This is a genomic window from Brevibacillus brevis (assembly GCF_900637055.1).
GTDB lineage: Bacteria > Bacillota > Bacilli > Brevibacillales > Brevibacillaceae > Brevibacillus > Brevibacillus brevis.
This window is the reverse complement of sequence record NZ_LR134338.1, coordinates 245,442-260,029: the sequence shown is the minus strand read 5'-3', so window position 1 is coordinate 260,029 and position 14,588 is coordinate 245,442. Positions and strand designations below refer to the sequence as shown.

Here is a 14,588-nt window from a genome sequence, read left to right as displayed (position 1 = left end):
AGGTGGACTAGTTGTTGTCAACGCCCATTTGATATTTTTATTAACTAAACCTCTATCGAGGCCTATTCATGGCGGAGCGACCGCGTTTTAGCGGAAAGTTTTGATGCGCTCCGGAATTTATTTTATAAATTCCTATACGTTTAGGAAAGCGCCCACCAACGGTGATGGGCGCTTTTCCCGCAATTACTCTACAGAAACTGCTTCTTGCTCAGCTTTCGCTGCTTCCAGCTCTGCTTCGTAATCTACTTGACTAGCAACTTTTACATTGCGGTAACGTGACATACCGGTACCTGCTGGAACCAGCTTCCCGATAATAACGTTCTCTTTCAAACCTAGCAAGCGGTCCACTTTTCCTTTGATCGCTGCATCGGTAAGAACGCGAGTTGTTTCCTGGAAGGATGCTGCCGACAGGAAGGAGTCGGTTTCGAGGGATGCTTTGGTGATCCCCAGAAGAACCGGACGGCCCACTGCTGGATTTCTGCCTTCCATGAGAACTTTTGCGTTCGCTTGCTCAAATTCTGGAACCTCAACATAGGAACCTGGCAAGAGGTCTGTATCTCCGCTGTCGATAACGCGCAGTTTGCGCAGCATCTGACGAATCATAACCTCTACGTGCTTGTCGTTAATTTCTACCCCTTGCATACGGTAAACTTTTTGTACCTCTTGCAAGATGTAGTTGGAAACGCCGCGCATACCGCGAACTTTGAGCATTTCTTTCGGGTCTACGGAACCTTCCGTGAGCTCATCACCGGCATTCAGCTTGACACCAACAGAAACCTTGATGCGCGAGCCATACGGTGCTGCATACACTTTGTTCTCCGCTTCCCCACGTACTTCGATCTCGCGACGATCTTTCCCTTCGCGAATATCAACAACTTCACCATCGATTTCGGAGATGACTGCTTGCCCTTTCGGATTACGCGCTTCGAACAACTCCTGAATACGCGGCAAACCTTGGGTAATATCGTCTCCCGCAACCCCACCGGTATGGAAGGTACGCATGGTCAGCTGGGTACCCGGCTCACCAATGGATTGTGCAGCGATAATACCAACTGCTTCTCCCACTTCCACCTCGGCTCCTGTTGCCAGGTTGCGTCCGTAGCACAGTTTGCAGACACCGTGGCTGGTGCGGCAAGCAAGTACGTTACGGATGTAAACGTCAGTGATTCCTACTTTTTCGATATACTCGGCAACCTCTTCAGAGATTTCCTCATTGCGGTGCACGATGATTTCTTTTGTCTCAGGGTGGCGCAAAGTCTCGAAGCAAGTACGTCCTACCAGACGGTCAGACAGCTTCTCGATTTCTTCTTTACCATCCTTGATCGCTGTTACACGGATACCTTTATCTGTTCCGCAATCGGTTTCGCGTACAATCACGTCTTGGGCAACGTCTACCAGACGACGAGTCAGGTAACCCGAGTCCGCTGTACGCAAGGCTGTATCGGCGAGACCTTTACGCGCACCGTGCGTGGAGATAAAGTACTCCAATACCGTCAGACCTTCACGGAAGTTGGATTTAATCGGCAACTCGATGATTCGACCGGATGGGTTTGCCATCAGACCGCGCATACCAGCCAGCTGAGTGATCTGGGATACGTTACCACGGGCACCGGAGTTCGCCATCATGAAGATCGCATTGAACTTATCCATGGACTTCATCAAAACGTCTGTTACTTCATCCTTCGCTTTGGACCAGATGGAGATTACGCGGTCATAGCGCTCGTCCTCGGTGATCAAACCGCGACGGAACTGCGTCATAACAGTTGCAACCTTCTCGTCTGCTGCGTCGAGGATATCTTTTTTCTTTCCTGGTACCGCAATGTCCGCTACGGCAATCGTGATACCTGCTTTTGTCGAGTACGTGAAGCCCAGTTCCTTGATCTTGTCGAGGATCATGGACGTTTTCATCGTACCGAAACGACGGAAGCACTCGGAAATGATCGTTCCCAAGAAGCCTTTCTTCACCGCACCCGGATCAGGCAGGTTCTTGATGAACTCTGAAACATTTGTACCTTTATCAAAGATAAAGCACTCGTCTGGAACCATAAATTGCAGGTTAGCCTTGGTCGGTGCATTGATGAACGGCAGATCTGCAGGGAAGATCTCGTTGAAGATCACTTTCCCTACTGTCGTTACGAGAAGCGCGTTCTCTTGACGTTCAGTAAAGCTGGTTTTGTTCAGGCGTTTTGCTGGCAGAGCGATGCGCGTATGCAGGCTGATAAAGCCTTGCTGATAAGCGGCAATCGCATCGTGAGGATCACGATAAATTGTACCCTCGCCTTTGTCGCCTTCGCGTTCCAGTGTCAGGTAGTAAGAACCAAGCACCATGTCCTGGGATGGTGTTACTACCGGTTTACCGTCTTTCGGATTCAAGATGTTCTGCGCTGCCAGCATGAGAATACGGGCTTCCGCCTGTGCTTCAGCAGACAACGGAACGTGAACCGCCATTTGGTCACCGTCGAAGTCCGCGTTGTACGCTGTACAAACGAGCGGATGCAGACGGATCGCACGGCCTTCAACCAGAACTGGTTCGAATGCCTGGATACCCAGACGGTGCAAGGTGGGGGCACGGTTCAACAGTACCGGGTGTTCGCGAATAACGTCCTCGAGAACGTCCCATACCTCTGGCTGAACGCGCTCAACCTTGCGCTTTGCGCTCTTGATGTTGTGAGCGAGGCCTTTGGAAACCAGCTCTTTCATCACGAACGGCTTGAAGAGCTCCAGTGCCATTTCTTTAGGCAAACCGCACTGATACATCTTCAGATTAGGTCCTACAACGATAACGGAACGACCGGAGTAGTCAACACGCTTACCGAGCAGGTTTTGACGGAAACGGCCTTGTTTACCTTTCAGCATGTGGCTGAGAGATTTCAAAGGACGGTTACCTGGTCCTGTTACCGGACGTCCACGACGACCGTTGTCGATGAGCGCGTCTACTGCTTCCTGCAGCATGCGTTTCTCGTTTTGTACGATAATGTCAGGAGCACCCAGTTCGAGCAGGCGCTTCAGACGGTTATTACGGTTGATTACACGGCGGTACAGGTCATTCAGGTCGGAAGTAGCAAAACGTCCACCATCCAACTGAACCATTGGACGAAGCTCTGGCGGAATAACCGGCAGTACGTCGAGAACCATCCAATCCGGGTGGTTACCGGAGTTGCGGAATGCCTCGAGCACTTCCAGACGCTTGATCGCACGGTTGCGGCGTTGACCTTGTGCCGTTTTCAAATCTTCTTTTAACGTTTCCACGTCTTTATCCAGATCGATTTCTGCAAGCAGGCGTTTGATCGCTTCTGCTCCCATCATCGCTTGGAAGGAGTGGCCGTATTTCTCACGATAGTTGCGATACTCTTTTTCGGAGAGCAATTGCTTTTTATCGAGAGGAGTGTCACCTGGATCGGTTACTACGTAAGAAGCAAAGTAGATTACTTCCTCCAGGGAACGAGGGGACATGTCGAGCACCAAGCCCATACGGCTTGGAATCCCTTTGAAGTACCAGATGTGAGAAACTGGGGCAGCCAGTTCAATGTGCCCCATACGCTCACGCCGTACTTTGGCGCGGGTCACTTCCACGCCACAACGGTCGCACACTACACCTTTATAACGAACACGCTTGTATTTACCGCAATGGCATTCCCAGTCCTTGGTCGGTCCAAAGATGCGTTCGCAGAACAAGCCGTCTTTTTCCGGTTTCAGTGTGCGGTAGTTGATCGTCTCAGGCTTCTTCACTTCCCCGAAAGACCACGAACGGATCTTATCGGGGGAAGCCAAGCCGATCTTCATATATTCGAAGTTGTTCACGTCAATCACAGGGCGTTACCTCCCTTTGTACCGGAATCTTACTCGTCGTTCAAGCTTCCGCCTTCGAGAACGAGGTTCAGTTTTTCACCGTTGCCTTCATCCTCGTCTTCCATTTCACGCATTTCAATCTCCTGCTCGTCACCGGACAGAATCTTCACGTCCATACCCAAGCTCTGGAGTTCCTTGATCAATACCTTGAAGGACTCTGGAACACCTGGTTCTGGAACGTTTTCGCCCTTAACGATCGCTTCGTACGTTTTCACGCGGCCCACGACGTCATCCGACTTGACAGTGAGGATTTCTTGCAAGGTGTAGGCAGCACCGTATGCTTCCAATGCCCAAACCTCCATCTCCCCGAAACGCTGTCCACCGAATTGAGCTTTACCACCCAATGGCTGCTGCGTAACAAGAGAGTAAGGACCAGTAGAACGAGCATGGATTTTGTCGTCAACCAAGTGAGCCAGTTTCAGCATGTATACGCAACCTACCGTTACACGGCGGTCAAACGGTTCACCTGTACGACCATCAAACAAGATCGTTTTTCCGTCACGATCCAGACCTGCTTCTTCCAACGTTTCGAATACTTCTGCCTGACGTGCACCGTCAAATACCGGCGTTGCTACGTGGATACCCAGAAGCTTCGCTGCCATACCCAAGTGAGTCTCCAATACCTGACCGATGTTCATACGCGAAGGTACGCCCAACGGGTTGAGTACGATCTCTACTGGAGAGCCATCTGGCAGGAACGGCATATCTTCTTCCGCCATGATGCGGGCGATAACCCCTTTGTTACCATGTCGACCGGCCATTTTGTCACCCACGGAGATTTTCCGTTTTTGGGCGATGTAAACGCGAACCAGTTGGTTTACGCCTGGTGGCAATTCGTCGCCATTCTCACGCGTAAATACTTTTACGTCTACGATGATACCGGAACCACCATGCGGTACGCGCAGGGATGTATCACGAACTTCACGAGCTTTTTCACCGAAGATGGCATGCAGGAGACGTTCTTCTGCTGTCAGCTCAGTAACCCCTTTAGGTGTAACCTTACCAACGAGAATGTCGCCGTCCTGAATCTCCGCACCAACACGGATGATACCGCGTTCGTCCAGGTTTTTCAGAGCATCTTCCCCGACGTTTGGAATATCGCGAGTGATTTCCTCTGGACCCAGCTTGGTGTCGCGAGCTTCGGACTCGTATTCTTCAATATGGATAGACGTATACACGTCATCTTTTACAAGTTTTTCACTCAGAAGAATCGCGTCTTCGTAGTTGTATCCTTCCCACGTCATAAACGCAACGATTACGTTACGACCGAGAGCCAATTCACCTTTTTCAGTGGATGGGCCGTCCCCAATGATATCGCCTTTTTCAATCCAGTCTCCAGTGCTTACGATTGGACGCTGGTTGATGCAGGTACCTTGGTTGGAACGGATAAACTTGTGCATTTTGTATTTATCGAGATCGCCAGCAACTTTTCTACCGTCGATTTCTTGGTAACGACGAATCCAAATTTCGCGAGCCGTTACGCGCTCTACTTGACCAGGATGCTTGGCAACGATCGCCACGCCGGAGTCTTGCGCTGCTTTATGCTCCATACCCGTACCGACAAACGGTGCTTGTGGAATCAAAAGCGGAACGGCCTGCCGCTGCATGTTTGAACCCATCAGTGCGCGGTTGGCGTCATCGTTCTCGAGGAACGGAATCAGCGCTGTCGCAACGGATACAACCTGCTTCGGCGATACGTCCATGAAGTCTACCTTGTCGCGCGGTACGCTCAAGATCTCACCTTTACGACGGCAGATTACCATGTCGTTTACGAAACGGCCATCTTCATCAAGTGGCTGATTCGCCTGTGCCACGTTGAACACGTCTTCCTCATCAGCAGTCAAGTAGCTGATATCAGTCAACACGAAGCCTGTTTCCGGATCTACTTTACGACGAGGCGTTTCGATGAATCCGTAGTCGTTAATGCGTGCAAAGGACGACAGGGAGTTGATCAAACCAATGTTTGGTCCCTCTGGCGTCTCAATTGGACACATACGACCGTAGTGGGAGTGGTGAACGTCGCGCACTTCGAAGCCCGCGCGCTCACGCGTCAAACCACCAGGTCCGAGTGCGGACAGACGGCGTTTGTGCGTCAGCTCAGCCAATGGATTTGTTTGATCCATGAACTGGGACAGCTGCGAGCTACCAAAGAACTCCTTCAGTGATGCAATCACTGGACGGATGTTAATGAGAGCTTGCGGTGTAATTTGGTTTTGATCCTGGATGGACATGCGTTCACGAACTACACGCTCCATACGGGACAAACCGATACGGAACTGGTTCTGCAGAAGCTCACCCACGGAACGCAGACGACGGTTACCCAAGTGGTCGATATCGTCTGTGGAACCTACACCGTGCAGGAGGTTCATGAAATAGTTGATCGCCGATACGATATCCGCCGGCGTAATATGTTTGAAGGACTTATCTACATTTCCGTTTCCGATTACTTTGATGATCTTGCCATCCTCGATCGGAGAGAAAATATTGATAGATTGCAAATGAATCGCTTCATCTTCCAATACACCGCCATGCGTGCGAACATCGATAAAGCCGACATTGCCTTCCAGCGCTGGCAAGATGCGATCCAGGACACGACGGTCAATCATTTGACCTGCTTCGGCAAAAATTTCACCTGTTGTCGTATCGATCAGCGTTTCAGCCAAACGTTGGTTGTACAGACGGTTTTTCAAATGAAGCTTTTTGTTCATTTTGTAACGACCAACAGAAGCCAAATCATAGCGCTTAGGGTCGAAGAAACGAGAGATCAAGAGGCTCTTCGCATTTTCGACTGTTGGTGGCTCACCCGGACGAAGACGCTCGTAGATTTCAATGAGCGCTTTTTCCGTAGAATCGGTATTGTCTTTTTCCAGCGTGTTCTTGATGTATTCATCTTCACCCAGCAAGTTGAGAATCTCGATGTCGGAACCAAAGCCCAACGCACGCAAAAGAACCGTTACCGGGATTTTTCGCGTACGGTCGATGCGGACATAAATAACGTCCTTCGCATCGGTCTCCAGCTCCAGCCAAGCACCCCGGTTCGGGATTACTGTAGCTGTAAACGTCTGCTTGCCGTTTTTGTCCACTTTGGTGTTGTAATATACACTGGGGGAACGAACAAGCTGGCTGACAATAACGCGCTCAGCACCATTAATAATGAAGGTTCCCGTTTCGGTCATGAGCGGGAAGTCCCCCATGAATACTTCTTGTTCCTTCACTTCTCCCGTCTCTTTGTTCAACAAACGTACCTTCACACGCAGAGGCGCCGCATAGGTGACGTCACGTTCTTTCGACTCGTCAACATCGTACTTCGGCTCTCCCAAGCTGTAGTCGATAAACTCCAGCACGAGATTACCTGTGAAGTCCTGGATTGGCGAAATGTCTTGGAACATCTCACGGAGCCCCTCATCAAGGAACCACTGGTAGGACTTTTGTTGAATCTCGATGAGATTTGGAAGGCCCAGCACTTCGTTAATACGTGAATACGTACGACGCTGGCGGTGTCGGCCACTTTGAATCACTTTACCTGCCAACTTATTCACCCCTCAGGTTGTGTTTTCACACATAGAAACTCGGCATTCGGCAACTTTTTTCAGTCGCATTCGAATGCCTAAAAATAAAAATGGGTTAAAGCAGCTTCAACCATTTTTAACCCAGAGAAACTCTATTTTAAAAGAATTCCCATGTTTTCACGCAAACATTCCTATCTCAGGAAAAAAGTAGAAACGCTTGACAGACAGGGAATTGCTGAAAAATAGACATTTATCCCATATTGACATTTTATAATGCTACCACATTCAATTATTCGCGTCAAGAAAACTTTTCTAATGATTTCTTCTTGCTTATTTGATTGCCCTGAATATGTGATAGCCTTTTTCCCGATCTACCTCTATTACTTCGCGGTATGTTTCCTGCAGCTTCTTCAATGCGGATGGGGCACCTTGCTTCTTCTGAATGACAACCCACATTTCTCCGCCTTCTACCAACAGGTCGTATCCCTCTACAAAAATGCGATGAACGATTTCCTTCCCCGCACGAATCGGCGGATTGGTCAGGATGACATCAAACTGCTCGCCTTGCACGCCGCTGTAGACATCACTTACTCGAACCTCAACATTTTTGATTCCATTTGCTTCTGCATTACGACGAGCCAGGTTAACCGCACGCTCGTTCACGTCGATCATCGTCACCCGACCATGATCAGCAAGCTTGGCAGCCGTCAATCCCATCGGACCATACCCGCATCCTACATCGAGCACACGCGCATGACTGTCAATTTCCATGTTCTCAATGAGCAATACACTTCCAAAGTCAATCCGGTCTCGGGAAAAACACCAGCGTCCGTTATGAAACGAAGTTCATTGCCTCGGAGTTTGAACGTAAATTGCTGTTCATCATGTGCAGCGCCCGGTTGATTGGTATAGTAATGGTCTGCCACGTGTGATTCACCCTTCCTCATCGTTTAAGAAAACCTCTATCATTAAGAGTTTATAGAAAATCCCCCTGCCGCAGGCAAGGGGATATCCTAAAGGAAGCTAACTTACTTTACTTCTACTTGAGCGCCAGCTTCTTCGAGTTTTGCTTTGAGGGATTCTGCTTCGTCTTTGGAAACGCCCTCTTTGAGTGTTTTTGGAGCGTTGTCTACCAGGTCTTTTGCTTCTTTCAGACCCAAGCCAGTCAGCTCGCGAACAACTTTGATTACGTTGATTTTGGAAGCGCCGCCGCTTACCAGGTTTACAGTGAATTCAGTTTGCTCAGCAGCAGCTTCTGCTCCGCCACCAGCTACTACAGCTACAGGAGCAGCAGCAGTTACGCCGAATTCTTCTTCGATTGCTTTTACCAGATCGTTCAGTTCGAGAACGGACATGCCTTTAATGGCTTCCAAGATTTGCTCTTTAGACATTTGTAAATCCTCCATTCAAGGAATAGTATTTGTAAAACATTAACCGATCAGACGATTAAGCGCCTTGACCTTCTTTTTGTTCTGCCACTGCTTTGACTGCCAGTGCAACGTTGCGCATTGGAGCTTGCAGGACGGAAAGAAGCATGGACAAGAGACCTTCGCGGTTCGGCAGGGAAGCCAGAGCTTTAATTTGCTCAGCATCAACTACTTTACCCTCGATAACGCCACCCTTGATTTCCAGCTTGTCGTTTTTCTTAGCGAATTCAGCGATAACTTTCGCTGGAGCGATGATATCGTCTTTGGAGAACGCCAGAGCGTTTGGTCCAGTCAGATATTGATCCAGTTCAGTCAGGCTTTCCTTCTCAGTAGCCAAACGAGTCAGGGAGTTTTTCAACACCTGGAACTCAACACCTGCTTCACGCAATTGTTTGCGCAGCTCAGTTACTTGTGCTACTGTCAGACCGCGGTAGTCAGCTACCACTGTAGTTTGGCTTTCGCGAAGTTTAGCTGCGATTTCGTTGATCGCTTGTACCTTTTCTTCACGAATAACGGTTGGACGAATTTCTGCCATTGATTACACCTCCCGTGCTCTAATCCTAGAAAATGAAGAATGCCCTCGCAGACTCACGAGGGCATAATGCTATATCGTCAAAGGAAAACAGCGTTTCCTCATTCGTACATTACACGCCTCGGAGGGATATTAAGCGTTACTCTCACAAGCACCGCACCTTCTGTCTACGGCATATTCTTTTCATCAACAGGGACTATCTTAACAACTCCCACAAAGGAAGTCAAGTGTCATTATTTTACAGCTACGCGTACACCAGGGCCCATAGTGGAGCTCAGGGTTACGTTCTTCATGTAAACACCTTTTGCAGCAGCTGGTTTCGCACGGTTCAGTGCTTCAGTCAGAGCAGCCAGGTTTTCTACCAGCTTGTCAGCATCGAAGGATGCTTTTCCGATAGGAGCGTGGATGTTACCCGCTTTGTCTACACGATACTCAATTTTACCTGCTTTGATTTCGTTAACCGCTTTTGTTACATCGAAAGTAACTGTACCGGTCTTAGGGTTTGGCATCAGGCCTTTTGGACCGAGTACACGACCCAATTTACCTACTTCACCCATCATATCAGGAGTAGCTACTACAACGTCAAAGTCGAACCAGCCACCTTGAATTTTTGCGATCATGTCTGCATCGCCTACGAAGTCTGCGCCAGCTGCTTCTGCATCTTTTGCTTTTTCGCCTTTTGCGAATACGAGAACACGTTGTACTTTACCAGTACCATGTGGCAATACAACTGCGCCACGAATTTGTTGGTCAGCACGCTTAGGATCTACGCCCAAACGGAAAGCTGCTTCAACAGTTTCATCGAACTTAGCTGTAGCTGCTTTTTTAACCAGCTCAACGCCTTCAGCTACTTCGTATACTTTGTTTTTATCAACGAGCTTTACAGCCTCTTGATATTTCTTACCTTTTTTCGCCATGATTAAATCTCCCTTCAATGTGGTCGTAGCGGTTGATCCTCCCACAGACAAGGGGGGCACAACGTCTGTGCCCCCTTGCACTCAAGACAATTAGTCTTCGATTACGATACCCATAGAACGAGCTGTACCTTCTACCATGCGCATAGCCGCTTCTACGGATGCAGCATTCAGGTCAGGACGCTTCAGTTCTGCGATTTCACGAACTTTATCACGCTTCAGCGTAGCAACCTTTGTTTTGTTTGGTACGCCAGAACCGGACTCGATACCAGCAGCTTTCTTCAACAGAACTGCAGCTGGAGGAGTTTTTGTGATAAAAGTGAAAGAACGGTCTTCAAACACGGTGATTTCCACCGGAATGATCATACCTACTTCGCTTTCAGTGCGAGCATTGAATTCTTTACAGAATCCCATGATGTTTACACCAGCTTGACCGAGAGCCGGACCTACTGGAGGTGCAGGATTCGCTTTACCTGCTGGGATTTGTAATTTAATTACGCGGATAACCTTCTTAGCCACGTAACACACCTCCTTACTTCACATGTGGTTATTACGGGGGAATGCCCCCTCCCACCGTTTTTTGAAAGTCTCTATGTAAAAGACTTTCGATCTATAGTGAGAGTGCAAGAAACCCCAAATAGTGTTGTGGGATTGTTAAAACAAAATGAAATGTACCACATAGCGCGATACTTTTCAAGTTGAATCCTAATCCAATTTTTGAACTTGTGTAAAGTCTAGCTCTACCGGTGTTTCGCGACCGAAGATGTCCACCAATACGCGAACCTTCTGCCTGTCCGGGTAAATCTCGATAATCTCCCCGGTGCGATTGGAAAACGGACCATCTGTGACGCGCACCATATCGCGGAGAGCAAAATCGACTCTGATCTTGGGAATTTCGATTCCCATTTGCTTGAGAATCGTATCGGCCTCTTCAGGACGCAGCGCTGTCGGTTTAGAGCCAGCACCCGTGGATCCGACAAAGCCGGTAACCCCAGGGGTGTTGCGCACGACATACCAAGAGTCGTCCGTCATCACCATTTCAACAAGGACGTATCCAGGAAACACTTTTTTCGTGACGGTGCGCTTTTTACCATCCTTGGTTTCCACCTCTTCTTCAGTGGGAACAAGAACGCGAAAGATCTTGTCTTCCATGCCCATCGACTCGAGTCGCTTCTCCAGATTGGTTTTCACCTTGTTTTCGTAACCTGAGTACGTATGAAGTACATACCATGCTTTTTCCATATCCAACAGGACGTTAACCGTCCGTCCCTCCTAAGACTTGCATAATTACGTTCCTAGAATCAAATCGATCAAGCGCGAGATACCCAAATCAACGACGAAGAAGAATATTGCAAGGAGCACGACCGTAACGAGTACTACAAGCGTATAGGTTGTCAACTCTTTACGGTTGGGCCAACGGACTTTCTTTAGCTCGGACATTACGTCACTAAAAAAACCACCGGTACGGCGAAAACTGGCTCCGATTCGTGATAAAAAACCCACTTTGCCACCCCCTGACTTCGTCGCATCAACCATTACTTCGTCTCGCGATGAAGGGTTTGCTTCTTGTCACGGGAGCAATACTTTTTCAGTTCAACACGTTCAGTAGTGGTGCGCTTGTTCTTTGTGGAGATATAGTTACGCTCGCCACACTCGGTGCACGCCAACGTGATGTTTACTCGCATTTATTGCCACCTCCATCTCATTTCAAACCTGCTATTAGTTAAAAGTACCCCGATGATAAATAGTACGGGAAAACCGCTACTTTTTCCAGACCATTTCATTCACCTAAGTAACCATAGAACAGAGAGATAAGAGTCTATGGCTACCTAAATAAATTTATCATACCGAAATACCCATGTCAAACAAAATGACTTGACAAGAGTTAGTCCTTTTGCTTCCAAAATAAAAAGAGAGATTCTCTACAGATGAATCTCTCTTCCTTCCAAATAGCGCTCTAGCTTGCGCTTTACTCGCTGCAATGCATTATCAATAGACTTGACGTGACGCTTCAACTCGACAGCAATCTGCTGATAGGATCGCCCATCCAAATAGAGCATGAGAACCTGACGCTCCAAGTCGCTCAAGATTTCACTCATTTTGCCCTCGATGTCATCGAACTCTTCCCGATTGATAAACAATTCCTCTGGATCGGTCACTTTTGTTCCCGAGATCACATCGAGTAGCGTGCGGTCAGAATCTTCATCATAGATAGGCTTGTCCAGTGAGACGTAAGAATTGAGCGGGATGTGCTTTTGGCGTGTCGCCGTCTTGATCGCGGTTATGATCTGACGGGTAATACACAGCTCGGCAAATGCCTTGAACGACGTGAGCTTGTCTCCTCGGAAGTCGCGAATAGACTTGTACAGTCCGATCATCCCTTCCTGCACGATGTCTTCGCGGTCAGCCCCAATAAGAAAATAGGATCTCGCTTTGGCACGAACGAAGTTCTTGTATTTGTTGATCAAATACTCCAAAGCTTCGGCGTCATTATCGCGAACCAGGTCGACTACTTCTTCGTCGGTCATTAGTTCATATTGGGCATGTTTTAACTCCTTGAGGTCAACACTCACAAATGATCCCTCCGCCAACCGGTTTCTCCAATAGATAGCGCTATTATACATGATGCCGTAAAAAAGCGTCAACCGAATCCAAGTTATTCCCTTCTCCATTTTTCGAATATTTTCGCTATTTCATCATTCAGCGTAATCCGCGTGGAGAAGCGGTCTTCTTGCGTTTTTTCGACTTGTTTCTTGATTTCCTTGCCCGCATTTTCCATATCGAGCAACAACTCCCGCGCTGATTTGCGCAAAGCCCCCTGCCCAAATATGACACGTTGAGAGGTATAGTCAGAAGTTGCCACGTAAATTTGTCGATTTTTATTGTGAAATTGGGAGACTAGCTGCTCAATTTTCTCGTCTGCCGTCTCCTTTTTCTTCGTGAAATAAACTTCAACCTGGAAGTCTTCCATTTGACGGCCAATGCCAGGAACGTTGTACGCATCAAAGACAATGATGACCTTCACACCAGTGTAGCTCTGGTACTCAGCCATTTTTGCGATTAATTGATCACGCGCCTCGTCCATCCGCTCTTGATCCTTCAGCAGGCGCAGATCGGGCCAGGCGCCGATGATATTGTATCCATCTACGATCAACAGCTGCTTGGCTTTTCGTTTCGCCATGTCATTTCACCCGCGTTGGAATTGGACTCCTGGAGCGATAGACTTCATACATCAACAAGGCAGCTGCTACAGAAGCATTGAGTGAGGTAACATTGCCCGCCATCGGAAGACTGTAAAGAAAATCACAGTTCTCCCTCACGAGGCGACTCATGCCTTTTCCTTCGCTACCAATGACAATCGCGAGCGGCATCGTATAATCACCCTGACGGAAATCTTGCTTGGCACTCGCGTCTGTTCCTGCGATCCAAACACCGCGTTCTTTGAGCTCTTCCATGGTACGAACCAAATTCGTCACTCGCGCTACCGGCACGTAGTTGATCGCCCCTGCCGAAGCTTTTGCCACTGTTGCTGTAAGACTGACAGAACGTCGTTTTGGAATGATGACACCATGAGCCCCGACTGCATCGGCTGTCCGCATGATCGAACCGAGGTTATGCGGATCTTCCAGCTCGTCCAACAGCAAAATGAACGGCGCCTCGTTTTTTTCCTCTGCCCGCTTCAAAATATCGTCTATTTCTACGTAATCATAAGCGGCAACTGAAGCCACTACACCCTGATGGTTGTCCGTCGACACGAGCTGATCCAGCTTTTTGCGGTTCGCTGTCGTCACAATGACACCCTGTTCTTTCGCCAAGGCAAAGACAGGTCCCATCAGATTTTTATTCGTTCCCTCTGCAATCCAAATCTTATTGATCGTACGGCCTGATCGCAAAGCCTCGATGACGGGGTTTTTCCCCAGAATCCACTCTTCACTCATTTCATGATTCTCCTTCCACTATGGCAAAAGCCTGCTGCACAATTTCAGCGATCCGCTCTTCTTTTCCACTCAAGTACAGGTACCCGATCAATGCTTCAAAAGCCGTTGCATGACGGTAGTCGATAATATCGGCGTTTTTGGCACTGGAGCCGGATTTGGCATTCCGCCCCCGCTTCACTACATTCAATTCTTCCTCCGGCAATGTGGGCATTAACGTCAACAACACATTGGCCTGTGCTTTCGCTGAAACATAGCGGTTGGCCGCCTTGTGGAGCTGGTTTGGTTTAACCAGCCCCTTGGCGATCAAATGATACCTGACACAATGCGAATAGGTGGCATCCCCGAGGAAGGCAAGCACGAGTGGATTTGTCAGATTAGGATCTCGGGTCAGTTCTTCTTTTTGCATCTATTTTCTTCGG

13 protein-coding genes, 1 pseudogene and 1 other annotated feature are annotated in these 14,588 nt (G+C 48.6%); all 14 genes and pseudogenes read right to left on the bottom strand.

Translation table 11 applies throughout. The features are described 5' to 3' along the window. Positions 1 to 183: 183 nt before the first annotated feature. The 14 genes and pseudogenes from rpoC to EL268_RS01400 all read right to left on the bottom strand — a co-directional run bounded on the left by rpoC (position 184) and on the right by EL268_RS01400 (position 14,575). The gene (gene rpoC / locus EL268_RS01465) at positions 184 to 3,810 is read right to left on the bottom strand and encodes a DNA-directed RNA polymerase subunit beta' (protein WP_106656575.1); all 3,627 of its coding nucleotides are present in this window, start codon (positions 3,808 to 3,810) and stop codon (positions 184 to 186) included. A 29-nt stretch (positions 3,811 to 3,839) separates the two neighbouring features. Beyond that, positions 3,840 to 7,379: a DNA-directed RNA polymerase subunit beta gene (gene rpoB, locus EL268_RS01460; RefSeq protein ID WP_106656576.1), complete on the bottom strand. Its 3,540-nt coding sequence runs from the start codon at positions 7,377 to 7,379 to the stop codon at positions 3,840 to 3,842. A 309-nt stretch (positions 7,380 to 7,688) separates the two neighbouring features. Beyond that, positions 7,689 to 8,284 (bottom strand): annotated as a pseudogene (locus EL268_RS01455) (class I SAM-dependent methyltransferase). A 102-nt stretch (positions 8,285 to 8,386) separates the two neighbouring features. Further along, on the bottom strand, positions 8,387 to 8,749 hold the full coding sequence (rplL, locus tag EL268_RS01450) for a 50S ribosomal protein L7/L12 (RefSeq protein ID WP_047074728.1): 363 nt from the start codon (positions 8,747 to 8,749) through the stop codon (positions 8,387 to 8,389). A gap of 55 nt (positions 8,750 to 8,804) precedes the next feature. After that, positions 8,805 to 9,320: a 50S ribosomal protein L10 gene (gene rplJ / locus EL268_RS01445; RefSeq protein ID WP_012683973.1), complete on the bottom strand. Its 516-nt coding sequence runs from the start codon at positions 9,318 to 9,320 to the stop codon at positions 8,805 to 8,807. A gap of 24 nt (positions 9,321 to 9,344) precedes the next feature. Then, positions 9,345 to 9,508: a sequence feature (ribosomal protein L10 leader region), on the bottom strand. Positions 9,509 to 9,550: 42 nt separating this feature from the next. After that, a complete protein-coding gene (rplA, locus tag EL268_RS01440; protein ID WP_106656577.1) occupies positions 9,551 to 10,234 on the bottom strand; it encodes a 50S ribosomal protein L1 in 684 nt (227 codons plus the stop codon). A gap of 90 nt (positions 10,235 to 10,324) precedes the next feature. Continuing rightward, entirely contained in the window at positions 10,325 to 10,750 is a 426-nt protein-coding gene (gene rplK, locus EL268_RS01435) for a 50S ribosomal protein L11 (RefSeq protein ID WP_005828886.1), read from the bottom strand. Positions 10,751 to 10,936: 186 nt separating this feature from the next. After that, positions 10,937 to 11,473 carry a transcription termination/antitermination protein NusG gene (gene nusG / locus EL268_RS01430; RefSeq protein WP_048035648.1) on the bottom strand — a complete coding sequence of 179 codons (537 nt, stop codon included), beginning with the start codon at positions 11,471 to 11,473 and terminating at the stop codon, positions 10,937 to 10,939. Between the two features lie 45 nt (positions 11,474 to 11,518). Beyond that, a complete protein-coding gene (secE, locus tag EL268_RS01425; RefSeq protein ID WP_012683970.1) occupies positions 11,519 to 11,767 on the bottom strand; it encodes a preprotein translocase subunit SecE in 249 nt (82 codons plus the stop codon). After that, positions 11,767 to 11,916 (bottom strand): 50S ribosomal protein L33, encoded by a 150-nt coding sequence (gene rpmG, locus EL268_RS01420; RefSeq protein WP_003392018.1) that lies wholly within the window; start codon positions 11,914 to 11,916, stop codon positions 11,767 to 11,769. The genes secE and rpmG overlap by 1 nt, the downstream gene beginning before the upstream one ends. 237 nt (positions 11,917 to 12,153) lie before the next feature. After that, positions 12,154 to 12,804 (bottom strand): RNA polymerase sporulation sigma factor SigH, encoded by a 651-nt coding sequence (gene sigH / locus EL268_RS01415; RefSeq protein ID WP_005828894.1) that lies wholly within the window; start codon positions 12,802 to 12,804, stop codon positions 12,154 to 12,156. Between the two features lie 83 nt (positions 12,805 to 12,887). Beyond that, positions 12,888 to 13,412, bottom strand: coding sequence for an NYN domain-containing protein (locus EL268_RS01410; protein ID WP_106656578.1), 525 nt, complete (start codon positions 13,410 to 13,412; stop codon positions 12,888 to 12,890). Between the two features lies 1 nt (position 13,413). Next, complete coding sequence (gene rlmB, locus EL268_RS01405; protein ID WP_106656579.1) at positions 13,414 to 14,169, bottom strand: 23S rRNA (guanosine(2251)-2'-O)-methyltransferase RlmB; 756 nt, start codon at positions 14,167 to 14,169, stop codon at positions 13,414 to 13,416. A gap of 1 nt (position 14,170) precedes the next feature. Beyond that, positions 14,171 to 14,575 (bottom strand): Mini-ribonuclease 3, encoded by a 405-nt coding sequence (locus tag EL268_RS01400; protein WP_007716204.1) that lies wholly within the window; start codon positions 14,573 to 14,575, stop codon positions 14,171 to 14,173. Between the last annotated feature and the right edge of the window lie 13 nt (positions 14,576 to 14,588).